General features: G+C 75.3%; 16 protein-coding genes and 2 pseudogenes. 11 read left to right on the top strand and 7 right to left on the bottom strand.

Annotated elements, in window-relative coordinates:
- Window positions 1-2: 2 nt before the first annotated feature.
- Window positions 3-2096 carry a DUF4139 domain-containing protein gene (locus QMQ26_RS26515; protein ID WP_282202917.1) on the bottom strand — a complete coding sequence of 698 codons (2094 nt, stop codon included), beginning with the start codon at window positions 2094-2096 and terminating at the stop codon, window positions 3-5.
- Window positions 2097-2288: 192 nt separating this feature from the next.
- Here QMQ26_RS26515 and QMQ26_RS26520 point away from each other — a divergent pair.
- From QMQ26_RS26520 to der, 3 genes and pseudogenes are all read left to right on the top strand, one after another.
- Window positions 2289-3365, top strand: a pseudogene (locus QMQ26_RS26520) (prephenate dehydrogenase); the annotation flags it as partial.
- 325 nt (window positions 3366-3690) lie between these two features.
- Window positions 3691-4407: a (d)CMP kinase gene (gene cmk / locus QMQ26_RS26525; RefSeq protein WP_100840098.1), complete on the top strand. Its 717-nt coding sequence runs from the start codon at window positions 3691-3693 to the stop codon at window positions 4405-4407.
- A 124-nt stretch (window positions 4408-4531) separates the two neighbouring features.
- Window positions 4532-5983, top strand: coding sequence for a ribosome biogenesis GTPase Der (gene der / locus QMQ26_RS26530; RefSeq protein WP_100840097.1), 1452 nt, complete (start codon window positions 4532-4534; stop codon window positions 5981-5983).
- 799 nt (window positions 5984-6782) lie between these two features.
- On the opposite strand, the gene QMQ26_RS26535 is transcribed toward der, so the two are convergent.
- Entirely contained in the window at window positions 6783-7643 is an 861-nt protein-coding gene (locus tag QMQ26_RS26535) for a hypothetical protein (protein ID WP_282206619.1), read from the bottom strand.
- Between the two features lie 647 nt (window positions 7644-8290).
- Between QMQ26_RS26535 and QMQ26_RS26540 the strand changes: the two genes are divergently transcribed.
- Together QMQ26_RS26540 and QMQ26_RS37520 are read left to right on the top strand one after the other, a co-directional pair.
- Window positions 8291-9079 (top strand): LysM peptidoglycan-binding domain-containing protein, encoded by a 789-nt coding sequence (locus QMQ26_RS26540; protein ID WP_282202918.1) that lies wholly within the window; start codon window positions 8291-8293, stop codon window positions 9077-9079.
- Window positions 9080-9291: 212 nt separating this feature from the next.
- Window positions 9292-9549 (top strand): annotated as a pseudogene (locus QMQ26_RS37520) (transglycosylase family protein); the annotation flags it as partial.
- Window positions 9550-9609: 60 nt separating this feature from the next.
- Here the strand turns inward: QMQ26_RS37520 and QMQ26_RS26550 are convergent.
- Together QMQ26_RS26550 and QMQ26_RS26555 are read right to left on the bottom strand one after the other, a co-directional pair.
- Window positions 9610-10353, bottom strand: a complete 744-nt coding sequence (locus QMQ26_RS26550) for a DUF4865 family protein (protein ID WP_282202919.1) — start codon at window positions 10351-10353, stop codon at window positions 9610-9612.
- A 194-nt stretch (window positions 10354-10547) separates the two neighbouring features.
- Window positions 10548-11030: an MBL fold metallo-hydrolase gene (locus QMQ26_RS26555; RefSeq protein WP_282202920.1), complete on the bottom strand. Its 483-nt coding sequence runs from the start codon at window positions 11028-11030 to the stop codon at window positions 10548-10550.
- Between the two features lie 626 nt (window positions 11031-11656).
- Here QMQ26_RS26555 and QMQ26_RS26560 point away from each other — a divergent pair.
- The 4 genes from QMQ26_RS26560 to QMQ26_RS26575 all read left to right on the top strand — a co-directional run bounded on the left by QMQ26_RS26560 (window position 11657) and on the right by QMQ26_RS26575 (window position 15452).
- On the top strand, window positions 11657-12343 hold the full coding sequence (locus QMQ26_RS26560) for an alpha-ketoglutarate-dependent dioxygenase AlkB family protein (protein ID WP_282206620.1): 687 nt from the start codon (window positions 11657-11659) through the stop codon (window positions 12341-12343).
- 120 nt (window positions 12344-12463) lie between these two features.
- A complete protein-coding gene (locus QMQ26_RS26565) occupies window positions 12464-13327 on the top strand; it encodes an acyl-CoA thioesterase (protein WP_100840090.1) in 864 nt (287 codons plus the stop codon).
- Between the two features lie 108 nt (window positions 13328-13435).
- Window positions 13436-14233, top strand: a complete 798-nt coding sequence (locus QMQ26_RS26570; RefSeq protein WP_282202921.1) for a DUF1684 domain-containing protein — start codon at window positions 13436-13438, stop codon at window positions 14231-14233.
- Between the two features lie 178 nt (window positions 14234-14411).
- Window positions 14412-15452: a LacI family DNA-binding transcriptional regulator gene (locus QMQ26_RS26575; RefSeq protein ID WP_100840088.1), complete on the top strand. Its 1041-nt coding sequence runs from the start codon at window positions 14412-14414 to the stop codon at window positions 15450-15452.
- A 24-nt stretch (window positions 15453-15476) separates the two neighbouring features.
- Here QMQ26_RS26575 and bla read toward each other — a convergent pair whose 3' ends face one another.
- Window positions 15477-16397: a class A beta-lactamase gene (gene bla / locus QMQ26_RS26580; protein WP_282206621.1), complete on the bottom strand. Its 921-nt coding sequence runs from the start codon at window positions 16395-16397 to the stop codon at window positions 15477-15479.
- A gap of 795 nt (window positions 16398-17192) precedes the next feature.
- On the opposite strand from bla, the gene QMQ26_RS26585 reads away from it, so the two are divergent.
- Window positions 17193-18905 (top strand): RecQ family ATP-dependent DNA helicase, encoded by a 1713-nt coding sequence (locus tag QMQ26_RS26585; RefSeq protein WP_282202922.1) that lies wholly within the window; start codon window positions 17193-17195, stop codon window positions 18903-18905.
- 56 nt (window positions 18906-18961) lie between these two features.
- On the opposite strand, the gene QMQ26_RS26590 is transcribed toward QMQ26_RS26585, so the two are convergent.
- Window positions 18962-19330, bottom strand: a complete 369-nt coding sequence (locus QMQ26_RS26590; protein WP_282202923.1) for a hypothetical protein — start codon at window positions 19328-19330, stop codon at window positions 18962-18964.
- Between the two features lie 222 nt (window positions 19331-19552).
- A complete protein-coding gene (locus QMQ26_RS26595) occupies window positions 19553-22462 on the bottom strand; it encodes a glycosyl hydrolase (RefSeq protein ID WP_282202924.1) in 2910 nt (969 codons plus the stop codon).
- Between the two features lie 309 nt (window positions 22463-22771).
- On the opposite strand from QMQ26_RS26595, the gene QMQ26_RS26600 reads away from it, so the two are divergent.
- Complete coding sequence (locus QMQ26_RS26600; RefSeq protein ID WP_282202925.1) at window positions 22772-24076, top strand: ABC transporter substrate-binding protein; 1305 nt, start codon at window positions 22772-22774, stop codon at window positions 24074-24076.
- The last annotated feature ends 48 nt before the right edge of the window (window positions 24077-24124 follow it).

Below are 24124 nucleotides of genomic sequence, written 5' to 3' on the forward strand. Positions count from 1 at the left end.
GTTCAACTCCTCCGGTTCCCGCCGACCACGGCCTTGCCGGCCGGGATGCGGACCACATAACCGCCCGTCAGCTCCACCGAACCGCCGGGCGGCACCACCACCCGGCGGACCCGCGCCGAGGCGGGCACCTCGGCGGACGGCTCGGCCGGCGGCGACCAGCCCGGCCGCTCCTCGATCCGCACCTCCGGGTCGCCCGAGACCGGGACCCGCTCGCGGACCTCCACCGACGCCTCGTGCGGCAGCCGGTTCACCAGCTCGATCCGCACCCCGTGGTCCAGCACCGTCGTCGAGTTCAGCACCCCCGACGTCGACTCCCGCACCTCGGCGTGCCGGGCCACCCGCAGCTCCTCCGCCCGGCCCAGGCCCACCTCCCGCACCCCGCCCGGTGCCAGCGTCGGCAGCGCCGCCGTCAGCAGGAAGTCGCCGTCCACCGACACCTCCACCGGGCCGGCCAGCAGCGCGTGCGCCGTCGCGTTCGACAGTTCCAGCACCGCGTACACCGCCTCCTCCACCGAGGGCACCGTCACGTAGCTGGTGCGCACTCCCACCGGCAGCTCCGCCACCGCCACCGTGTGCCACACCCCGTCCGAGGGGACGTGCGCCGGGGCCTGCGCGTCGAAACGGTGGTCGAAGGCGCCCGCCGACTCGCGCGGCGGCGCCCCGAAGCGCGGCAGCGGCAGCCGTCCCACCGCCTCCGCCTCGTGCAGCGCGCCCCCGCCCGCCCCGGGCCGCGCGGGCTCCGGGAACAGCCGGCCCCGGCGGTACGACTCCTCCTCCGGGCCCGCCAGCACCATCGCCGGGTAGTCCAGCTGGTCGGCGGACGGGCGCGGGTCGGGTGCGGCGGCCGGCGCGAAGTCCGCGAACGGCTCGGGGGCCGCCCCGCCGTAGCCCTGTGGCGCCCCGCCGAACGCCTGCGCAGCCCCGCCGTACCCCTGGCCGGGCGGCACCGCGCCCGCCGGGGCCGGGGGCGGCGGGGGAGCGGACGCGGCCACCGGCGCCACCGGCACCGGCGGAGGCGTCGGGACGAACCCCGGCGCCCCCGGGGCGCCCGCCGGACCCCAGGCCCGGGCCGACGCCCGCCGGGCCGACGGCCGGGGCGCGGGCTTCGGCGCGGGCACCGGGCCGCCGCCCGCCACCGCCACCGCCACCGCCACCGGCGCCGACGCCGCGTACGGCTCCGGCTTCGCGCGCTGCGCGTCCTGCCAGCCCGCGAACAGGTCGTCCAGGCCGGCCGGCTGGGCCCGCCACCCCGAAGGCGCGGGCGCCGCCTGCCGGCGGCCGATCCGCAGCGAGGCCAGCTCCGGCAGCGCGCCCGAGCGCACCAGGCTCGCCGTCGACAGCGCCAGCCGCACCCCCGACCAGTCCTCGCCGGTGCGCTGCGCCACCGACGCCCGCAGCACCAGCCGCGCGGTGCGCTCGCCCCGGCGGTGCGCCAGCCGGTACGTCGGCACCCACACCGCGCCCGGCACCGCGTACTCCACCTCCAGCTCCACCGGGCCCGCGCCGCGCACCGTCAGCTCGGCGCACGCCCCCGCCTCCACCCCGCCCGGCCGCTCGGCGCTCGAACGGGCGTCCGCGCGCTCCTCGGCCACCAGCAGGGCGTGCTCGGCCAGCCGGACCTCCTGGGCCAGCTCCACCGCCCGCTCCTGCAGCACCTCCAGCCGGGTGTCCACGAACTCCGCCAGCGCCAGCACCGCGTCCGCCGGAGCCCGCCGGTGCCCCTCGTCCCGGCGCCGCTGCGGCGGCACCGCGCGCAGCGCCGCGACCTCGGCGATCCGCTCCTCCAACCGCGCGCGGCGCTCCTCCAGCAGCTCGACCCGGGCCCGCAGCTCCTTCAACTCCTGCTCCCAGGCGGGCCGTTCGCCGTCGGAGCGGACCCGGGCCGGGTACTCCAGCCGGGCCTCGGCGACCCGCCCGTCACCCGACAGCACCCGCACCCGCAGCGACCCCGCCGCGGCCAGCCGGGGCAGCCCCGCCACCCGCACCCGGCCGTCCGTCGGCACCACCCCCGACGCCCGGCGCCGGCACACCGCGCCCACCGCGTGCACCACCACCGACTCCAACCCGGACTCCCACACCGACCGTTTCCCCGCCACCTGGCCCCCTTCGCCCGTCGGCCCGCACCCCGGACCCGGGCGCCCAGTCTGCACCCAACCCCCGCCACCACACCCGGATTTCCCCTGCGCGTCGGCCCACGGGCCCCGCCGGGGCGGTATGCGCGGCCACCGGCGCGTACGAGAGGATGGGCCCGACACACCGTGATCGCACCCGGGAGACGAGAAGCCGCCATGCGCACAGCCGCCGTCATCGGCACCGGACTGATCGGCACCTCCGCCGCGCTCGCCCTCACCCGCCGGGGGATCAGCGTCCACCTGGAGGACGCCGACCAGGACGCCGCCCGCACGGCCGCCTCACTCGGCGCGGGCACCACCGAACTCCCCGACGGGCCCGTCGACCTGGCCGTCATCGCCGTCCCGCCCGCCCTGGTCGGCAAGGTCCTCGCGGACTGCCAGCGGCGCGGCCTGGCCCGCTGCTACACCGACGTCGCCAGCGTCAAGGCCGGGCCGCGCGGCGAGATCGCCGCGCTCGGACTCGACACCGTCCACTACATCGGCTCGCACCCGATGGCCGGCCGCGAACGCTCCGGGCCGCTCGCCGCCACCGCCGACCTGTTCGAGGGCCGCCCCTGGGTGCTCACGCCCACCGCCGACACCGACACCGAGACGCTCAACGCCGCGCTCGAACTCGTCGCCCTCTGCGGAGCCATGCCGATCGTCATGGACGCCGCCGACCACGACCGGGCCGTCGCCCTCGTCTCGCACGCCCCGCAACTGCTCTCCTCGCTGGTCGCCGCCCGGCTCGAACACGCCGACGAGACCGCCGTCCGGCTCTCCGGCCAGGGCGTGCGCGACGTCACCCGGATCGCCGCCTCCAACCCCGCGATGTGGATCGACATCCTCTCCGCCAACGCGGGCGTGGTCGCCGACGTCCTCGACGACCTCGCGGCCGACCTCGCGGACACCGTCACCGCGCTGCGGGCCCTCCAGGCCGCCGACGAGGGCGAGCGGCGCACGGGCGCGGCCGGCATCGAGGCCGTCATGCGCCGAGGCAACACCGGCCAGGCCCGCATCCCGGGCAAGCACGGGGCGCCGCCCACCCGCTACGAGACGGTCACCGTCGTCCTCGGCGACCAGCCCGGCGAACTCGGCCGCCTCTTCGGCGAGGTCGGCGCGCTGGGGGTGAACATCGAGGACGTGACGATCGAGCACTCGACGGGCCAGCAGGTCGGCCACGTGCAGTTGGCCGTCGCGCCGGCGATGGTGCGGGTGCTGGCGGCGGGGTTGCGCGAGCGGGGGTGGGGGGTAGCGGGCGGGGCTGCGGGGTGGGGGAGAGGGAGCCGCTGCGCGGGGCTCTGGGGGGTGGGGAGAGAAGAGGGCCAGCAGGTCGGCCGCGTGCAGTTGGCTGTCGCGCCGGCGATGGTGCGGGTGCTGGCGGCGGGGTTGCGCGAGCGGGGGTGGGGGTGCGGGACTGGGGGGTCCGCTGCGCGGGGCTTTGCGGGGTGGGGCGGTGGGCTGGTCGGCCTGTGGGGGAGGGGGACTGGTGGGGGGTTTCGCTGGGCGGGTCGGGGGTGGGCGGGTGTCCATTAACCTTGAGGGTGAGTTCTGGTGTCGTGAGAGAGAGGTTCGCCCCGTGGACAGTGTCGACCGAGCGTCGAGCGGCCCGGTCGTCGTCGCCATCGACGGACCTTCGGGGTCCGGGAAGTCGACCGTGTCGCGGGCGGTGGCCGCGCGGCTGGGGCTGAGCTTCCTGGACACCGGCGCGATGTACCGGGCGATGACCTGGTGGATGCTCGCCAACGAGGTGGACGTCGAGGACGCGGAGGCGGTGGCGATCGCCTGCGGGAAGCCGGTGATCGTGTCCGGGACGGACGCGGCCGGGCCGACCATAACCGTGGACGGGCAGGACGTGTCCGGGCCGATCCGCGGCCCCGAGGTGACCGCCAAGGTGAGCGCCGTGGCGGCCGTCCCGGCGGTCCGGGCCCGGCTGGTGGAGCTGCAGCGCGGCTGCGCCTCGCACGCCGAGCGCGGGATCGTCGCCGAGGGCCGGGACATGGGCTCGGTGGTGTTCCCGGGCGCCACCGTGAAGGTGTTCCTGACCGCGTCCGAGCGGGCCCGGTCCGAGCGCCGGGCCGCGGAGCTGCGGGCGAAGGGCGTGGACGAGGCGACCATCACCGCGATGGCCGCCGACCTGGCCCGCCGGGACGCCGCGGACTCCTCGCGGGAGACCGCCCCGCTGACCCAGGCCGCCGACGCGGTGCTGGTGGACACCAGCGAACTCACCCTCGACCAGGTGATCGACACGATCGCCGACCTGGTCGAGCAGAAGGCCGGCCTGACCGCTGCCTAGCGGCACCGGGACCGGCACAGCACCATCCCGACCGCGCGAGATCCGCGCGGTCCGCGCTGCCCACGGGGCAGGTACGCACGGCACGCCCCTGGGAAGGGCCGGGCCGGGAAACGGAAAACGGAACATGAGCAACGACACCACCGCCCAGCACGGCGGCCTCGGTGACGCCGAGTACGCCGAGTTCATGGCGCTGGCCGCCGAGGAGGGCTTCGACGGCGAGGAGGTCGAGGCCGACCTGGACGGCAGCGGCCCGCTGCCGGTGCTGGCCATCGTCGGCCGGCCGAACGTCGGCAAGTCCACCCTGGTCAACCGCATCATCGGCCGCCGCGAGGCGGTCGTCGAGGACCGCCCCGGCGTCACCCGCGACCGGGTCAGCTACGAGGCCATGTGGGCCGGGCGCCGGTTCAAGGTCCTGGACACCGGCGGCTGGGAGATCGACGTCCTCGGCCTGGACGCGATGGTCGCCGCGCAGGCCGAGCTGGGCATCGAGCAGGCCGACGCGGTGCTGTTCGTGGTGGACGCCAAGGTCGGCGCCACCGACACCGACGACGCCCTGGTCCGGCTGATCCGCCGCTCCGGCAAGCCCGTGGTGCTGTGCGCCAACAAGGTCGACGGCCCGTCCACCGAGGCCGAGGCCGCCTACCTGTGGTCGCTCGGCCTGGGCGAGCCCTACCCCGTCTCCGCGCTGCACGGCCGCGGCTCCGGCGACCTGCTGGACGCCGTCCTGGCCGTCCTCCCGGAGGCCCCGCCGCAGCTGTTCGGCGACGGGTACGCGCCCGGCGGCCCGCGCCGGGTCGCGCTGATCGGCCGGCCGAACGTCGGCAAGTCCAGCCTGCTCAACAAGGTGGCGGGCGAGGACCGGGTGGTCGTCAACGAACTGGCCGGCACCACCCGCGACCCGGTCGACGAGCTGATCGAACTCGGCGGCAAGACCTGGAAGTTCATCGACACCGCCGGTATCCGCCGCCGGGTCCACCAGACCGCCGGCGCCGACTTCTACGCCTCGCTGCGCACCTCCGCCGCGCTGGACAAGGCCGAGGTCGCGGTCGTCCTGGTCGACGCCAGCGAGACGCTCGCCGAGCAGGACACCCGGATCATCTCGATGGCCGTCGAGGCCGGGCGCGCCGTGGTCATCGCCTACAACAAGTGGGACCAGCTGGACGAGGAGCGCCGCTTCTACCTGGAGCGCGAGATCGAGCGCGACCTGGTGCAGGTGCAGTGGGCGCCCCGGGTGAACGTCTCGGCCAAGACCGGCCGCCACATGGAGAAGCTCGTCCCGGCGATCGAGACCGCGCTGGCCGGCTGGGAGACCCGCATCCCGACCGCCCGGCTGAACGCCTTCCTCGGAGAGCTGGTCGCCGCGCACCCGCACCCGATCCGCGGCGGCAAGCAGCCGCGCATCCTGTTCGGCACCCAGGCGGGCACCCGCCCGCCGCGGTTCGTGCTGTTCGCGTCCGGCTTCCTGGAGGCCGGCTACCGCCGGTTCGTCGAGCGCCGGCTGCGCGAGGAGTTCGGCTTCGAGGGCACCCCGATCTCGATCTCGGTCCGGGTCCGGGAGAAGCGCAAGAAGAAGTAGTCGCAAGAAGACGTAGGGGTGGGAGAAGGGGAGAGGGCCGCGGACGGGTGTCCGCGGCCCTCTCCCCTTCTCGTGGTGCTCTCCGGCGCGGTGCCGGGTCAGGCGTCCCGGCCCGGGGCAGGGACAGCACCGAGCGGTGCCGCCCGCCCGGGGTGCCGCCGCCGGGGGCGGGGGAGCCGCCCGGGGCGCCCAGGTAGCCGGAGGCCACCCAGCCCTGGCCGTTGGCCTGCGCGGTGGAGGTCTGCGCGGGCATGAACTGCGGGGCGCCCGGGGCCTGCCCGGCGTACGTGTCGAACGACTGGTGCTGCTGCGCGTACGCCAGGGCGCCCGGCCGGTCGGGGGCCTCGCGCGGGTGCGCGGCGGACGGGGACGCCGACTGGGGCTGCGGTTCGCGGACCGCGAAGCCGGTGAACCGCATCCCCTCCTCGCCGGAGCGGTCGCCGGGCAGCGCCCGGAACATCCGCCGGTACTCGGAGTACAGCGTGTCGTAGATCGGGGTGGCCGACACCGGGTGCTCGGCGTCGTACGACGGGCGCATGTTCGGGATCGCCCGGCCGGCGCCGCCGGGGCCGGACTGGGCGGAGGGACGGCCGGGGACGCGAGGTCGTAGCTGTACACGTAGGAGCCAACGAGCGAGACCGGCTTGGGATGCGGGGGCGCCGCCCCCAGTCCGCGCCCGGTCGGGGTGCCCGTGCCCTGGTCAACGGCGCTCCGGGCGGCCGGGACCGCCGGGGCGTCGGGGCCGTCCGGGGTGGTGGCCGGGTCGTTCACGGGGTCGGTCATCGGCGCGCCCCCGCTCTCAGGTGCCGGCCAGCGGGAGCATGCCGGCGGCGAGCAGGCCGCGGGCGGCGGCCCGGTCCATGGCGATCCGCAGCAGGTCCTCGCGGGGCTGGCGGCCGATGGTGCCGGCCGGCACCGCGTACATGATCACCTCGGACTTGCGGGCCGCCGCGGCCCGCCACCCCGGGGTGACCTGGAGCGGCTGGTGGGCCTGCCACCAGGCGGCCGAGCCGCCGTTCGCCGAGGGCTGGAGGATCGCGTGCAGCTGCCCCATCGCCATCAGCACCGACCAGCCGGCCCGCGGCCGGGCCGGCGCCTGGTTGACGTCCTGGACGATCTGGAAGCCGTGCTCGGTCAGCAGCGAGAGGAACTCGTCCTCGCCGTGCACGCTGCCCGGGCGGCCCACCGGCCCGGTCGGCTCGACCACCAGCGCGGCGTGCTGGGTGTCGCCGCACAGCACGATGCCGCAGGTCACGCCGAGCACCGCGGGCTGCGGCTGGCCGGGCGGCGCGGTCGGCGGGGCGGTGATCGGCTCCGGGATGTCCACCCGGAGCGCGGGCTGCGGCCCGGCGGGCCCGGCGGGCGGGGCCACCGGGTCGACGGCGGCGGCGCCGCCCTGGCCGATCGACTCGACCGCGCCGCGCAGCTGCTGCTCGTCCACCGGCACCACCTGGGACGGGACGCAGCGGGCGTGCGCGAAGGCCAGCACCGCAGTCTCCTCGCCGACGAACAGGACGGTGCTGGTGGGCTCGTGCAGCGAGTCGCCCGGTTGTCGGCAGGAGGTGCAGTCGTACGCGTCGGGGGCGTGGGCACCCGCGAGCAGGCTCTCGGCCTCGTCGTCGCCGATCTCGGCGCGTACGTCCTCGCTCACCTCAAGCATGCGCGGCACTAGCAGACTCCTCGTTCGCCCTGACGTTCCAGGTGCTCGTTCGGGTGCCCCGGGCGGGACCTCCCGGGCGCGCGGCGCGGGGAGCGCCGATCGCCATTACCAACGGGAGGTTGTGGCTGGGGTCACGGGCGGGCGGCCGGGCGACGGAATTTGCGCGGCTTCTGATCGCTCCGTGTGTGCGGAGGACCACCTTCCGTCGACACTGTGCTCGACCTCACACGGGTTCCGGTGTGACCGGGGTCATATCCCCATACGGCCTGATCTTGGAAAAAGCGGATGAAAAGGACATTTACTTGCGATGGGCATGATCGATACCGCCGGTAACACTGCTTTGACCTGGGGCGACCCGAAACTGTTTGGCGCCTCGGAGTCCGAATCGTAGGTTTTTGCCCGGTGCAACGAGCACCTCCCGGGTTCACCCCCGACGCACGGCCCGCTTCCGGCTCACCCCTGGAACCCGGGCCCTGCGCCCACCGGCGCGACGGCAGCCAGCCGCCGCCGGGGATGCGGACAGGTGGCCGGGGCGGCAACGGCACGTCCGACACGTGACCGGTCGCCCAACGGACTTGGCGAGCGAGCACGGCCCCGCCGGGGCCTGGTTCCGCCTGCCCTATCCCGGGGATGTTGAGAGGAATCTCATGACCTTCCGTAACGAGACCGCCGCTGCCACCACCGCCCCGAAGCGCAACCGCGTCCGCGCGGCGGTCGTCGGCGGCGCCCTGCTCGCCGCCCCGGTGGCCGGCCTCGTCACGGCCAACACGGCCTCCGCCGCGGACGTCTCCACCTGGGACAAGGTCGCGCAGTGCGAGTCGACCGGCAACTGGTCGATCAACACCGGCAACGGCTTCTACGGCGGCCTGCAGTTCACCTCCTCCACCTGGGCCGCCTTCGGCGGCACCGCCTACGCCCCGCAGGCCAACCAGGCCACCAAGGCGCAGCAGATCGCCGTCGCCGAGAAGGTCCTGGCCTCGCAGGGCCCGGGCGCCTGGCCCGTCTGCTCCGTGAAGGCCGGTCTGACCAAGGGCGGCGCGCCGGCCCAGGTCGACACCTCGTCCGGCAGCTCCTCCTCCTCGTCCGCTTCGTCCTCGAAGTCGACCTCCTCGAAGTCGACCTCGTCCTCCGCGAAGTCGAACAGCGCCGCCTCGGACGACTCCGCCAAGGCCTCCCGCTCCGAGTCCCGCGCCCAGGCCCCCAAGGCCGCCGCGCAGGAGACCCCGAAGCAGACCTGGAAGAACAAGTCCGCCGCGGCGACCACCGACACCAACACCGCCAAGTCCGGCAACAGCTACACCGTGCAGTCCGGCGACACCCTGTCCAAGATCGCGGACAGCCTGGGCGTCGACTGGCACACCCTGTACACCAGCAACTCCGGTGTCGTGGGCGGCAACCCGGACCTGATCTACCCGGGCCAGGTCCTGTCCGTCTGACCCACCCCCACGGAAGCACCGCTTCCCCCGGAGCCGCCCGTCGGCCCCACCCCGTCGGCGTGAAGCCGCCACCCCGCACCCCGGGGGTGGCGGCTTCCGCCGTTCCCGGGACGCGCGGCAGGGGCAGGGGGCGCGGCAGGGGTAGGGGGCGGGCCACCCGCTCGGCGGTGTCCGGAGGGTGGTGCGGCGGGCGCGGTGCGTAGCGTCGGGGGATGCGGATACCTCTGCGGATACCCCCCTCGTCCGGCCGGGCCTCGTCCGGCCGGGCCTCGTGCTGGCGGGCGCTGATCGCGCTCGGCCTGCTGCTCCCCGCCGCCGCCGTCACCACGGCCGGTACGCCCGCCGCCGCCCGCCAGGCGGTGTCCGACGCGGTGTGGGACCGGCTCGCCGACTGCGAGAGCGACGGCGACTGGCAGGCCGACACCGGCAACGGCTACTACGGCGGCCTCCAGATCTGGCCGCCCACCTGGCGGGAGGCGGGCGGCCTGCGCTACGCCGACCGCCCGACCGCGCGAGCCGGCGCGAGCAGATCACGGTGGGCGAGGAGATCCTGCGCCGCCAGGGCTGGAACGCCTGGGGCTGGTGCGCGCGGAAGATCGGGGTGCTGGAGGAGTAGGCGGGCGGGGGCGGGTCGCCGGGGCCGGACTACCAGACGCGGCCCTCGGGAAGGCGGACAGCTCCGGGGCGGACAGGTGGGGGAGCCGGAAGAGCGTCGTCGCCGGGTCGGCCGCGGGATCGGCGGACGGGACGTCGGCGGGCTCGTCCGAGCGGAGGACGAAGCGCAGCAGCTCCCAGCCGGACGGGTCGAGGGCCAGCACGGCGGTGTGCACGCCGGGGTCGCGGGCCAGTTCGCGCAGCTGCTCCACCTCCTGCCCGACGTGCGCGGCGAGCGCCAGCGGGTCCGGGCCGGCCGGGACGGTGGTCAGCCGGCGGGTGGCGGTGCCGGGCTCGGGGGCGGCGGTGCGGGCCGGGCCGGCGAAGTGCGCGAGGACGGTCCAGTGGCGGACGGTCGGGCGCCCGAAGTCCCGGACGATGTTCTCGAAGCCCCCGCCGCCGACCAGGAACCGGGCCGCCTCCCCGTCCGAGCGCCACACGTACAGCGGCGCGTACTGGTTGACCGGCGAGCCGTCCGTCCCGCGCTCGCGGATCAGCCACGCCTTGAAGCCGAGCCCCGGCCGGTCGTCCAGCAGCGGGGCGCCGGCCTTGATCCGGCGGCGGATGATGTCGAGGTCGTAGTCGGCGGGCAGGGTGATCTCGTACTGCTTGGCGAGCACGGCGGTGTTCCTGTCGTCGGTCGAGCGGTGGTTCGGTGGCGCGGGGTGGTGCGAAGTGGTGCGGTGGCGCGGTGGTGCGAGCTGTCGGGTGTCCAATATGTCGCGGTTGCGGGGTGGGGCCGAGGGAACGCGCCCGGGGCCGGGGGTGAGCGTGGGCGGCGGTCTGTTGACGGCGCGCTGCGCGGCGGCCCGGTTCAGGCGGCGGCGCTCCGCTCCCGGGCGGTCCGGACGGCCGGGCCGACGGAGGCGGGCAGCGCGGCGGACGGGTAGCGGTGCAGCAGGGCGGCCACGACGGCGTCCGCGGCGACGGGCTTGCCGAGTTCGGTGGCGAACGCGCGCAGGTAGTCGCCGGTCCAGCCGATCGGATCGGCGGGGGGAGCGGCGGGAGCGGCGGGAGCGGCGGGGTCGGGGGCGGGCAGGTGGCGGTGGCCCGGGACGGTGCGCAGCGGTTCCAGCGCCGCCATCTCGTCGAGCAGGTCGATCCACGCCTCGCGCTGCGCGGCGTCCGGGGTGTCGGCCAGCCACGGGTGCACGTTCAGCCAGAGCAGCGGGCCGCCGAGCAGCGTCCGGCTCCGGTGCTCCCACAGGTAGTGGTGCTCGGGCAGCCCCAGGGACGCCCCGCGCAGCTCCAGCCGGTGGTCCTCCAGCTCGACGGCGTCGCCCTCCAGCGGCTCCAACGCGACGAGACGGGACGGGAGTTCGTCCCCAGCCCGGCCCACGCGGCCCGCACCGCGGGGTAGTCGCGCTCGATCCGGGCGCGGACCGGGTCGGAGGCGAGCATCCGCGCCTCGGGGAAGGCGTCGCGCAGCACCTCCGCGGCCAGCCAGCAGTCCGGCGCGTGGTGCGGCACCAGGACGGCGCTCAGCCGCCGCCCCGAGTCCTCGACCTCCCGGGCCAGCCGCCGCCCGTCCGAGAGCCGCAGCCCCGTACCGACCAGCACCGCCCGGTGCTGCCGAGCACCAGCACTGCGGTCTTGTGCAGCGCGGCCTCGGGAAGGTCCACCACGCGGAACTCCAGCGGATGCATCGCGCCACCTCCTCCGGCGGGGGGAAGCCCCCACACCAGGGTCCGACGGGACGGCGGCGGGCGCATGTGGGGAGGGGAACGGAGGGTGCCTGCGGCGGGCCGGGGGAGGGAAGGGACGGGGGCCGATGGGGGACGGTGGCGGGCGCGTGCGGGGAAGGGGCCGGGGTGCCTGCGGCGGGTCGTGGCGGCGGGGCGGGGTGCCTGCGGCGGGCTGGGGGGCGTGCGGCGGCTGGGCGTTCGGGGGCGGGGGTGTCGGGGGTGGGTGGGAGCATGGGGGATGCGTGGTGGTGGGGTGTTCGCCGGGGAGTTGTTCGGGCGCGGGCGGGAGGAGCCGGCGGACGGGGTGGTGCTGGTGCCGGGGTGGTTGGGGGCGGGGGAGCAGCGGGAGCTGGTGGCGGCGTGCCGGGAGTGGGCGCGGCCGCCGGCGGGGATGCGGTCGGTGGTGCTGCCCGGGGGCGGGGCGATGTCGGTGCGGACGGTGTCGCTGGGGTGGCACTGGTACCCGTACGGCTACGCGCGGACGCTGGTGGACGGGGACGGGAGGCCGGTGAAGCCGTTCCCGGAGGTGCTGGGCGGGCTGGCCCGGCGGGCGGTGGCGGAGGCGTACGGGGAGCGGGCCGGGGAAGTGGCGGGGGCGGTGGGCTTCGCGCCGGACATCGCGGTGGTGAACCACTACCCGCACGGGGCGCGGATGGGGCTGCACCAGGACCGGGAGGAGCGGGTGAACGCGCCGGTGGTGTCGCTGTCGCTGGGGGACGAGTGCGTGTTCCGGCTGGGGAACACCGAGACCAGGACCAGGCCGTGGACGGACCTGCGGCTGTGCGGCGGCGACCTGCTGGTGTTCGGCGGGGAGAGCCGTTTCGCGTACCACGGGGTGGTGCGGACGCTGCCGGGCACGGCCGACCCGGAGCTGGGCCTGACCGGGCGGCTGAACATCACGGTGCGGCAGTCCGGCCTGGTGTGACGGGGGAGGTGACCGCGCCGGGAGGCGGGAATTCCCGGTGGGCGCGGAGACTTGTGCTGGACGGACGAGGCGTTCGGCGGCACACCCCTGCCCGCCGGGCGTCCGGAGAGGGAGCGATACATGGGTAACCCCGTCGACCAGCTCGTCGACCTGCTGGACCTGGAGCGGATCGAGCTGAACATCTTCCGCGGCCGCAGCCCGGAGGAGTCGCTGCAACGGACCTTCGGCGGGCAGGTGGCCGGGCAGGCGCTGGTCGCGGCGGGCCGGACGGTGGACGAGGACCGGCCGGTGCACTCGCTGCACGCGTACTTCCTGCGCCCCGGCATCCCCGGCGTGCCGATCGTCTACCAGGTCGACCGGATCAGGGACGGGCGCTCGTTCACCACCCGGCGGGTGCTCGGCATCCAGGGCGGGCGGTCGATCTTCGCGCTCACCGCGGACTTCCACAAGCCCGAGCCCGGCGGCATCGAGCACCAGTTCCCGATGCCGGCCGCCCCCGCGCCGGAGACGCTGCCGAGCGCGCTGGACGAGGTCGGCGCCCGGCTCGGCGAGCTGCCGCCGTTCATCAGCCGCCGCCAGCCCTTCGACATCCGGTACGTGGACCGGCTGAAGTGGACGCGCGAGGAGCTGGACGGGGTGGAGGCCCGCAGCGGCGTGTGGCTGCGCACCAACGGCGCGCTGCCGGACGACCCGCTGATCCACGTCTGCGCGCTCACCTACGCCAGCGACATGACGCTGCTGGACGCCGTCCGCGCCCCGGTCGAACCGCTGTGGGGCGAACGGAACTTCGACATGGCCTCGCTGGACCACGCGATGTGGTTCCACCGCCCGTTCCGGGCCGACGACTGGCTGCTGTACCGGCAGGAGTCGCCGATCGCGCACGGCGCGCGCGGACTGGCCCGCGGCGACATCTACGACCGCGAGGGGCGGCTGGTGGTCTCGGTGATGCAGGAGGGGCTGTTCCGCCCGCTGACCCGGACCTGACCGCGAAGTGGCCTGAGGGCGAAGTGACCTGAGGACGAAGTGACCTGAGGACGAAGTGACCTGAGAGACGAAGTGGCCTGAGAACAGAGCGACTTGGGAGGCAGTCCGATGACCGACACCGCAGCCGAAGCCTGGCAGCGCTGGACGGAGGCCCGGAGCGCCGCGGCGGGCGCGCCGCACGGCCCGCTGGCCCTGACCGGCACCCACTGGTTGGAGCCCGTACCCGCGGAGGTCCCCGGCCTGCCCGGCCGCTGGTGGGCCGAGGGCGGCGCGGTCTGCGCCGAGCTGCGCGCCGGGGACGGCGTCCGGGTCGAGGGCGAGGAGCGCGAGTCGACCGGCCGGGTCGCGCTGCGGCCGGACACCGACCGGCGCCCGCAGATCGCCGTGCTGGACGAGCTGCGGCTGGTCCCGATCGAGCGGGAGGGCGAACTCGCCCTGCGGGTCTTCGACCCGGCCGCCCCGGCCCGGGCCGGGTTCGCCGGCATCGCGGTCTACCCGTACGCCCCCGACTGGGCGGTGCCCGCCGTGTTCACGCCGTTCGAGGACGGCGCGCAGGCCCTGCTGGTGGAGAACGCGGACGGCCGCGCCCGGCCGCTCACCGTCACCGGGCGGGTCGCGTTCACGCTGGCCGGGCGGCCGCACACGCTGACCGTCAGCGGCTCCGAGGGCGCGGGCGGGCGGCTCAGCGGGGTGATCGCGGACCGGACCAGCGGGCGGGAGACGTACCGGTTCCGGTTCGTCTCGCTGCCCGCGCCCGACGCGCAGGGGCGCACCGTGCTGGACTTCAACCGGGCGTTCCTGCCGCCGTGCGCGTTCGCCGACCACTTCATCTGCCCGTTCCCGCCGCCCGGCAACCGGCTGGCCGTCGCCGTCGAGGCGGGCGAGCGGCAGGTGGTCACGGTCTGAGGCGGGACGGACGGCCGCCCGGTCGGTCGGACGGCCGCTCCGGGCCCCGCTCCGGTTTCTGAGAGCGCTCTCGGGCCGGGGTGGCGGGCGCTAGGCTGCTCGCAGCAAGAACGCGATCACGTGCGTGCGGAGGTCCGCGAGGGTGGCGGACGTGGCGGACGCTGGAGAGGAGCCCACGGTGGCGGAAGCCGACACGGGAGCGGGCGGGCGCCCCACCCTGGAATCGGTGGCCGAGCGGGCCGGCGTGTCCCGGGCCACCGCCTCCCGGGTGGTCAACGGCGGCGCGGGGGTGCGCGCCGCGCTGCGCGAGAAGGTCGAACGGGCGGTCGCCGAACTCGGCTACGTCCCCAACCTGGCCGCCCGCACCCTGGTCACCCGGCGCAACCGGGCGATCGGCGTGGTCGTCGCCGAACCCGAGGCCCGGTTCTTCTCCGACCCGTTCTTCGCCCAGCACCTGCGCGGCATCAGCCGCGAACTGGCCGCCGCCGACAACCAGATGGTGCTGCTGCTCGCCGAGGACGAGCGGGACCACGAGCGGATCGGCCGCTACCTGGCCGGCGGCCACGTCGACGGGGTCCTGCTGTTCTCCCTGCACCGCACCGACCCCACCCCGGTGACCGCCCAGCGCCTCGGCCTGCCCTTCGTGATCGGCGGACGCCCCGGCTGGCCCGGCGCCGAGTCCGACCGGGACCTGGTCTACGTCGACAACGACAACCGCGGCGGCGCCCGGCTCGCCGTCCAGCACCTGCGCTCCATCGGGCGGCGGCGGATCGCCACCATCACCGGCCCGCTCGACCAGACCTCCTCCATCGACCGCCTCGACGGCTACCGCGACCTGTTCCCCGACGGCGACGAGGAGCTGATCGCGATCGGCGACTTCACCGCGGACGGCGGCATCCGCGCGATGACCGAACTCCTCGCCCGGCGGCCGGACCTGGACGCGGTCTTCGCGGCCTCCGACGCGATGGCCTCCGGCGCGATCCGGGTCCTGCGGGCCGCCGGGCGGCGCGTCCCGGAGGACGTCGCGGTGGTCGGCTTCGACGACGTCGAGTCGATCGCGGCCTGGACCGAGCCGACGCTCACCACCGTCCGCCAGGAGATCGAGGAGATGGGGCGGCTGATGACCCGGCTGCTGCTGCGGCGGCTCAACGACCCGGCCTCGTCGGCACCTTCGTCGGTGATCATCCCGACCGCGCTGGTGGTGCGGGGGTCGGCCTGAGGCCGCGGGCGTGCGGGGCGGGCATCAGGGGGTGAGGGCGGTGGCGAGCAGGGCGGCCGTCCTGGCGATCAGCGGCTCGTCCGGGGCGGCGTCCGGGCTGCTGGGCTTGGTGGTGAGGACGGTCAGGACGATCGGGGCGCGGTGCGGGGGCCGGGCGAGGCCGGCGTCGTTGGCGGTGCCGTAGGAGCCGGTGCCGGTCTTGTCGGCCAGCGCCCAGGCGGCCGGGAGGCCGGCCCGCAGGCGGTTCGCGCCGGTGGTGTTGGCCCGCAGCCAGGCGGTGAGGCGGGCGCGGTGGGCCGGGGCGAGGGTGTCGCCCAGGGTGAGGCGGGCGTAGCTGCGGGCCAGGGCGCGGGGGCTGGTGGTGTCGGTGACCCGGCCGGGTTCGGCGGAGTTGAGGGCGGGCTCCCAGCGGTCGAGGCGGGTGACGCGGTCGCCGATCGAGCGGCAGAACCGGGTGACGGCGGACGGGCCGCCGAGCCGGCGCAACAGCAGGTTGGCGGCCGTGTTGTCGCTGAACTCGATGGCAGCGGCGCAGAGTTCGGCGACGGTCAGGACGCGGGTGCGGCCGGTGACCGGGGCGTAGCCGGAGTCGGCGACGTCCTGGTCGGTGTAGTGGACGCGGGCGGCGAGGTCGTCACCGGCGTGCATCAGGGCGGCGACGGCGAGCGTCTTGAAGGTCGAGCAGAGCGGGAACAGTTCGTCCGCGCGGTGGCGGACCGTCGCGCCGCTGCCGGTGTCGTGGGCGAACACGCCCAGCCTGGCGCCGTGTTCGCGTTCCAGGGCGGCCAGCGCGTCGCCGAGGTCGGGGCCGGTGGTGGTTGCGGTGGCGGTGGTGCCGGTGGCGGTGGTGGCCGGACCGGTGGCGGTGCCGGGGCCGGTGGTGGCGGCCCGGGCCGTCGTGGGCAGGGCGAGGGCCAGGGCGGCTGCGGCGGAGCCGCCGAGCAGGAGGCGGCGGCCGGGGAGCTGCCGGTCGGGGGAGTGCGGTTCGGGGGAGTGCGGGTCGGACGAGTGCGGGTCGGACGAGTGCGGGTCGGGGAGGCGGCGGCGGTCGGGGCGCGGTTCCATCCGGGCGTCCTCTCGTCGGGCGGTGCTCTTCCGGCCAGCCTCCCCCGGGCCGGGGCGCGGGCCGGGGCGGCGCGCGAGGATGCGTGCGGGGCGTGCCCGAAGTCCACACGCCGGTGCCACATCAGCGGCCGTCCGCCCCGCCCCGTTCCCGTCCGCCCCCGCCCCGTTCCTGTCCGCCCCCGCCCCGCTCCCGTCCGCTCCGTCCTCGCCCTCGTCCGCCCCCTCCGCGTCGTCCGCCCCCTCCGCGTCGTCCGCGCCGTCCAGCGCCCGCAGGCTCCGCTCCCAGCGGCGCCGGCGCTCCGGGAGGGACTGCTCCCACCAGGGGGTGCCCCGTTCGCCCAGGCCGACCTTGGCGAGCTGGACCCGGGCCCGGGCGGCCCGTTCCGCGTCCCGGTCCGCGCCGGTGCGGGCGAGGGCCCGGCGGGCCGCCATCAGGTGGTGCGTCAGCCGGGACTCGGCCTCGGCCGGGAGCTCCGGGTCGGTCGCCCGCCAGCGCCGGCCGCGGATCACCACGAAGTGCCCGTCGGGGGTGTGTTCGACCTGCTCGTCCGCCGCCATCCCGCCATGGTCGCGCACCCGGCGGCCGACCACGCGTCACCTCGCCCTTCCGGGGTATCCGCAGGCCGTTCCCGGGTCGGCCCAACGTGCCGCCCGGAACCCGACACGAGGAGAAGCATGGCCACTTCGGCGGCGCGGCGGCTGCGGCAGAGCGCGCGTGAGGTCTTCGGCTGGGAGCGGTTGCGGCCGGAGCAACTGCTGGCGATGGAAGCGGTGATGGAGCGCCGCGACACCCTGGTGGTGATGCCCACCGGGGCCGGGAAGTCGGCGGTGTACCAGGTGCCCGGCCTGCTGATCCCGGGCCCGACCGTGGTGGTCTCCCCGCTGATCGCCCTCCAGCGCGACCAGGTGCAGGCCCTGCTGCGCCGGGAGGGGACGGACGCCGCGGCGGTCAACTCGACGCAGAGCGGCCGGGAGAACGCGGCGGTGTGGGACCGGATCAGCGAGGGCGACGTCGACTTCCTCTTCCTGGCTCCGGAACAGCTGGCCAAGGACGAGGTGGTCGAGCAGCTCGCCGCCGCGAAGCCCGCGCTGTTCGTCGTCGACGAGGCCCAGTGCGTCTCCTCCTGGGGGCACGACTTCCGGCCCGACTACCTGCGGCTCGGCCAGGTCGTCGACCGGATCGGCCGGCCGCCGGTGCTGGCCCTGACGGCGAGCGCCGCCGCGCCGGTGCGCGCCGACATCGTCGCCCAACTGGGCATGCGGGACGTGCGCGAGGTGGTCACCGGCTTCGACCGGCCCAACATCCACCTGGAGGTGCTGCCGTTCCGGGACGCGGCGGCGAAGCGGCGCGCCGTGGTCGAGCGGGCCGCCGGCGAGCCCAAGCCGGGCCTGGTGTACGCGGCCACCCGGCGGGAGGCCGAGGAGTACGCGGCGGAGCTCGACCGGCTGGGCTTCGACGCGGCGGCCTACCACGCGGGGCTGCCCGCGGCGGCCCGCGGTGACGTCCACGACCGTTTCCTGACCGGCGAGTTGGACGTGGTGGTGGCGACGTCCGCGTTCGGGATGGGCATCGACAAGCCGGACGTGCGCTTCGTGCTGCACGCCTCCGTCCCCGGCTCGCTGGACGCCTACTACCAGGAGATCGGCCGGGCCGGCCGGGACGGGGAGCCCGCCCGGGCGATCCTCGCCTACCGGCCGCAGGACCTCGGCCTGCAGCGGTTCTTCGCGGCGGGCCGCCCCGACCCGGACACCGTGACGCAGGTGGCGGGCGCGCTGGCCGAGCACGACGGGCCGGTCCGCCCCAGCGAGCTGCGGGCCGGGACCGGGCTGACGGCGAGCCGGCTGACCGCCGTCGTCAACCTGCTGGAGCAGGTCGGCGCGGTGGCCACGGACGGGGGCGGCGACCTGCTGCCGACCGGTGCCGCCGATCCGGCGGAGGCCGCCCGGCAGGCGGTGGAACTCGCGGACGCGCACCAGCAGTTGGAGCGCTCCCGGGTGGACATGATGCGCGGCTACGCGGAGACCGGCGGCTGCCGGCGGCGCTTCCTGCTCGGCTACTTCGGCCAGCCCCAGGAGGCGGCCGGGGAGGGCGGTTGCGGCTCCTGCGACCGCTGCGAGGCGGCCGCGCTCGCCGAGCGCGGTCCGGTGGGCGGCCCGGCCGTGCTGGCCGGCACCGGCGGCCTGATCCCCGGCCCCGCGGCCCCGGCCGACCCGGAAGGGGAGCCGCACCCGTTCGGGCCGGGCGCGCTGGTCCGGCACCCGCAGTGGGGGGAGGGCTCGGTGATGAGCGAGGAGGAGCGCCACCTGACGGTGCTCTTCGAGTCCGTCGGCTACCGCACCCTGTCGCTGGACGTGGTGCGGGAGAACGGCCTGCTCACCGTCTGCTGACCGGCCCGCCGCCGGGCCGGGGCCCCGGCCCGGCGGCGGGTGCGGGGCGGCGGGGGTCAGCCGGCGACGCGGTAGCTGAGGGCCGGGTACGGGAAGTCGGCCCAGTGCAGGCTGCCGAGGCCGTAGGCCAGGTCGCCGGGCTCGCCGGGCCGGCCGGTGGCACAGCCGGGGTTGAAGTAGACCGTGAGGGCGGCGGCGGTGAAGTCGACGGCGGAGTGCGCGGCGGCCGGGAGGTCGTGGCAGCCAGTGTCGGTGGGGTCGACGGCGAACCGCGCGCCCGTCAGGCCGCTGCCGGTGGCGAAGTAGGCGACGGCGGCGTGCGGGAGTTCGACGGCGGCCGCGGGCTGGGTGAGGGCGGCGCCGAGCAGCAGGGCCGCTCCGGTGGCGGCGGCCGCGGTGAGGCGCTTCGGGCGGAGGACGGCCATGCTGGTCTCCTTGCGCGGGCGGGCGGGACCGGCGCGGGCGGTGGTGCGTACCGCGGCGCGCGATCATGTCAGTTACATGTTCAACAATCTCCGGTGGTCTGCCAAGACCCCGGTGGGAACCGGGTCGGGGCGGGGGAGTCGGGGCGGGGAGGGGCCTCCCGGGGCCGGGGCGGACCTGTCGGAATCCGCGTCGGCCCCGGGAGGTGCCGGGGTCGGGGCCGGTCAGTCGAAGGGGAGGCGCAGCACGGAGGCGCTGCCCTGGGACTGGGTGGCGCCGGTGCGCAGTTGGGCGGGGGCGTTGCCGAGGGCGGGCCAGACCTCGACCTTGACGGTGCCGTTGCTCAGGTTGGTGAGCGGGGCGCCGGTGGTGGCCTGGACGCCCGCGGCGGCGCCGTAGCGCTCCCAGCCGGTCACCGGGTCGGTGGCGAAGTACCGGTAGGTCTCGGTCCGGTCGACGGTGCCGTTGCCGTCGAAGTCGTAGGAGACGCGGGCCTGCTGGGCGAGCCCGACGGAGGAGCCGGCGTCGACGTACAGGTCGAAGTCGGTGCCGCCGCCGGGACGCAGGGCGCCGGTGAGGTGGGTGAGGGTGTACGTCAGCGGCTGGTAGGGCGTGCCGTCGTGGTTGACGCCGCCGCCGGAGGCGATGGTGCTGCCGGTCGCGCCGGTGCCGTAGGCGGTGGTGAGGGTGCCGTTCGGCTGGAGGTACAGCGTGCCCGGGCGGGTCTGCGGGCTGCTGGGGGACGTCGACGGAGACGGCGAGGGCGACGTCGAGGGCGAGGACGAGGGCGACGGGGACGGACTGGCCGACGGGGAGGGGGAGTTGGTGGCGCCGCCGGTGCCGCCGTCGGGCTTGGTGCCGCGTTCGGAGGCGGTGGAGCGGGCCGGGACGGTCAGGGTGTAGCCGTCGGAGAAGCGGACGGTGCGGGCGGCGGTGGTGTAGTTGTGCGCCACGTGGGTGCGGGTGCTGCCGTTGACGAAGACCGCGGCGGTGGGGGTGTCGGCGGTGGTGGCCGGGTCCAGGGTGCCGAGCGCGGCCAGGTCGTAGATCCAGTGGTAGGTGTGGGCCCTGGACTCGCCCTCCTCCGGGGTGTAGCCGGCCTTCCCGGCGTCCCAGTCGGCCTTCGCGGCGGCCGGGTCGGTGAGCGCCTCGGCCTCCCAGAGCAGGTCGCGCCAGTCGGTGAAGGCGCCGCCGTTGCCGGCCTTCAGCTCGGCCAGGTTGGCGGCCAGGTCGTCCTTGCGGCGCGCCAGGTAGAGCGAACCGGAGGTGACGGGGAGGAAGTTGATGCCGTGGATCATGCCGGGCGCGGCCGTCCACCAGGTGGAGTAGGCGGCGCCGGAGCCCCAGACCATGCCGACGGTGGAGTGCTGGAAGCCGGCCGGGAAGACCTGGTGGTCGGCGTCGAACCAGTACTGCTGCACGGCGTTGGCCTCGGTGGTGTACAGGTAGACGCCGAGGTCGCGCAGCGCGGTGTCGCCGGTGGCGGCGCCGAACAGCAGCAGGCCGGCGCTGAAGTTCAGCGACTCGGAGGAGGACTCCTCGTTGTTGCCGGCCGCGAACCCGGCGTGGCCGGAGGCCCAGCCGTGGCCCTCGTACGGGTCGAAGTTGCGCAGCCAGGGGAAGCGGGCGTCGGTGCGGTCGGTGTTGGCGGCGTCCTTGGCCAGCAGCTTGACCATGCCGCCCCACTGCGCGTCGGCGGCCCAGGCGCTGTCGTAGCGGGCGACGGTCGCGGCGGCCTGTACGAAGTAGCCGTAGTGGAAGTGGTGGTCGTTGAGTTCGGCGTCGGTGCCGTAGGAGGCCGGGTAGCCGATCAGGGTCTTCCAGGTGGAGTCGTAGGCGAAGCCGGGCGAGCCGGTGCCGGCGAACCAGGTCTGGAGCTTGCCCTTGATCAGGCCGAGCAGCTTGTCGCGGGCCGCGGTGTCACCCAACTGGTCGGCGATCGGGACCAGTTGGGAGAGCTGCCCGAGCACCTTGCCGACCCAGTAGGTGTCGGTGGCGCCGTTGAACGGGTCGCTCGCGTCGGAGACCTGGTGCAGGTAGCCGTCCAGCGCGGCGCGGTCGTAGGAGCCGGCGTCGGGCAGCGAGGGCAGCACGCCGGTGACGCTCTGCACGGTGGAGAAGGACGAGCCCTGGCGGACCTTCATGGTGCCGCGCGGGGAGGTGTACGTCAGCGGGGTGAGCGCGTCCGGGGTGGCCTGCCACTGCTGCGGGTAGAGCGCGAGCAGGGTGCCGGTGCCGGAGCCCTCCTGGGCGGCGGTGGTGGCGGTGAAGGTGGTGGTGAGCCGGCCCGCGGCCTGGTCGTAGCTCCAGCCGACCTTGGTGTCGGTGACGAAGTTGTACGCGTAGCTGCGGAACTGCGCGAGGTCGGCGGTGGAGGGCAGCAGCGCGACCGAGTAGTAGTCCTTGCTGCCGAGGTTCGCCGTCAGGGTGGTGCCGTTGACGCTCCAGCTGCTGCCGGTGGGCGCGAACAGGCCGTAGTGGTGGCCGCCGACGGTGATGCCGAGCACGCTGCCCTGGTTGCTGAAGACGGTGGGCGCCGAGGCGGTGGTGACCTGCGCGGCGCCGCCGGTGGCGTGCGCGTACACGTAGGGCAGGCCGTGGCCGACGGTGGCGCTGAAGGTGTGCGCGCCGTCCGCCCAGTACGGGGTGACCGTCCAGTCCGACCAGCCGTCGACCTTGGTGTCGGGGGAGTTCAGCCCGGCCACGCCCAGGGTGAGGTCCCGGGTGTGGGTGTAGTCGTACTGGCGGCCGTCGGAGGTGATGGTCGGCGTGGTCGGGTAGCCGACCTCCAGGCCCGCGGCCTGCGCCTTGAAGGTCATCGGGTGGGCGTACAGGTTCTCCGAGTACGGGTTGCCCGCGTAGCGCTGGTAGATCAGCGAGGACCACCAGTCGTTGGTGGGGGCGGCCTGTCCGGCCATCCGCGCGGTGACCTTGGGGGTGACGGGCGCGCCGTCGGAGTTGCTCGGGCCGACGGTGCCGGCCGGGCGGGCGTCGGAGTAGCCGCCGAGGCCGACCCGGACGGTGGTGGCGGCGGAGGCGCTGCCGGCGCCCAGGGCCGCCGTGAGGGTGGCGGCCGCGGCCAGGGCCAGCGTGGTCAGGGCGGCCGTGGGGCCGCGCAGGGAGCGGAGCTTCATGATGGTGTCCACCTTGAGTGGGGGCGGGCGGTTCAGTATGAGAGCGCTCTCAGCCAGCGGACCGTAAGGGTGGTGCTGAAGGGGTGTCAACCCGCGCGACAGAGACTGTTGCGTTCAGAATCCGAAAGCGCCGGTCGGGGCCGCTCGGAGATTACGTTCAGGTTTCGGGGTCTTGACGAGCGAACTTCCGCCCCGGCAGTCTCTCGGCATCGGTTGAGAGCGCTCTCAGAGGGTTGGGCGCCTTCCGATCGGCACCAGCTTCCCTTTTTGCACTCCACCCACGCTCCCGCCCCGCCTGGAGGCACTCGCATGGCTACCCCGAGAGTCCGCCGCTCCACCGCTGCCCTGGGCAGCACCGTCCTCGCCACCGCCCTGCTGCTCACCGCGTGCAGCTCCGGCGGCTCCGGGTCCAAGGACGCCGCCGACGGCAAGGTGACCATCACGGTGGACCTGTTCGGCACCTTCGGGTTCAAGGAGGCCGGCCTGTACGACGAGTACATGAAGCTCCACCCGAACGTCACCATCAAGCAGACCGACACCCAGGACGAGGGTCAGTACTGGCAGGCGCTGCAGACCAAGCTCGCGGGCGGCGGCGGCCTCGCCGACATCCAGGGCCTGGAGGTCGGCCGGGTGGCCAGCGTGGTGCAGAAGCAGGCCGACAAGTTCACCGACCTCAAGACGCTCGGCATCGGCGACGTCAACGACGGCCTGGTGGAGTGGAAGGGCGCCGCGATCAAGACCGCGGACGGCAAGGTCCTCGGCGCGGGCACCGACGTCGGCCCCGAGGCGATCTGCTACCGCACCGACCTGTTCCAGGCCGCCGGACTGCCCACCGACCGCACCGAGCTGGCCGCCAAGTGGTCCACCTGGCAGGGCTACCTCGACCTCGGCAAGCAGTACGCCGCCAAGGCCGAGGCGGGCAACGCCTGGACCGACAGCGCCGCGGGCATGTTCACCGCCGAGGTCGGCCAGCAGAAGGTCCGCTACTCCGACGAGTCCGGCAAGCCCGTCTACGACAGCAGCCCGGCCGTGAAGACCGCCTGGACCGACGCCACCGCGCTGGTCGCCGACGGCCTGTCCGCCAAGCTCGCCCAGTGGACGCCCGAGTGGAACAAGGCGTTCACCACCGGCAAGTTCGCCACCCTCTCCTGCCCCGCCTGGATGATCGGCTACATCAAGGGCCAGGCCGGCGACGCGGGCTCCGGCAAGTGGGACATCGCCCCCGGCCCCGGCAAGACCGGCAACTGGGGCGGCTCCTACCTGACCGTCCCGCGCACCGCCAAGCACCCCAAGGAGGCGGCCGAGCTGATCAAGTGGCTGACCGCCAAGGAGCAGCAGGCCACCCTCTTCACCAAGCAGGGCTCCTTCCCGTCCTCGACCGGCGCCCAGGACGCCATCAAGGACGTCACCGACCCGTACTTCAACAACGCCCCGATCGGCCAGATCTTCAGCGAGTCGGCCAAGGCGATGCCCGCCCAGGTGCTCGGCACCGACGACGGCGTGATCGGCAAGGCGTTCACCGACGCCCTCGGCGAGGTCGAGCGGACCGGCACCGCGCCGGACACCGCCTGGAAGCACGCCCTGGACAACGTCAAGAAGGCCAACGGCAACTGACGGACCGTCACCCCCGGTAGCCAACCCCGCCGGCCCGTCCCGCCGCTC

It is taken from the genome of Kitasatospora fiedleri (assembly GCF_948472415.1).
In the GTDB taxonomy this organism is placed as follows: Bacteria; Actinomycetota; Actinomycetes; order Streptomycetales; family Streptomycetaceae; genus Kitasatospora; species Kitasatospora fiedleri.

What these genes read in the sequence shown, in the direction of transcription:
- QMQ26_RS26570 (WP_282202921.1), top strand. Translation starts at nt 13,436, where the DNA reads ATGACCGACACCGCAGCCGAAGCCTGGCAGCGCTGGACGGAGGCCCGG.
- QMQ26_RS26560 (WP_282206620.1), top strand. Translation starts at nt 11,657, where the DNA reads ATGCGTGGTGGTGGGGTGTTCGCCGGGGAGTTGTTCGGGCGCGGGCGG.
- QMQ26_RS26600 (WP_282202925.1), top strand. Translation starts at nt 22,772, where the DNA reads ATGGCTACCCCGAGAGTCCGCCGCTCCACCGCTGCCCTGGGCAGCACC.
- QMQ26_RS26565 (WP_100840090.1), top strand. Translation starts at nt 12,464, where the DNA reads ATGGGTAACCCCGTCGACCAGCTCGTCGACCTGCTGGACCTGGAGCGG.
- QMQ26_RS26540 (WP_282202918.1), top strand. Translation starts at nt 8,291, where the DNA reads ATGACCTTCCGTAACGAGACCGCCGCTGCCACCACCGCCCCGAAGCGC.
- QMQ26_RS26595 (WP_282202924.1), bottom strand. Translation starts at nt 22,462, where the DNA reads ATGAAGCTCCGCTCCCTGCGCGGCCCCACGGCCGCCCTGACCACGCTG.
- QMQ26_RS26585 (WP_282202922.1), top strand. Translation starts at nt 17,193, where the DNA reads ATGGCCACTTCGGCGGCGCGGCGGCTGCGGCAGAGCGCGCGTGAGGTC.
- QMQ26_RS26535 (WP_282206619.1), bottom strand. Translation starts at nt 7,643, where the DNA reads ATGCTTGAGGTGAGCGAGGACGTACGCGCCGAGATCGGCGACGACGAG.
- der (WP_100840097.1), top strand. Translation starts at nt 4,532, where the DNA reads ATGAGCAACGACACCACCGCCCAGCACGGCGGCCTCGGTGACGCCGAG.
- QMQ26_RS26590 (WP_282202923.1), bottom strand. Translation starts at nt 19,330, where the DNA reads ATGGCCGTCCTCCGCCCGAAGCGCCTCACCGCGGCCGCCGCCACCGGA.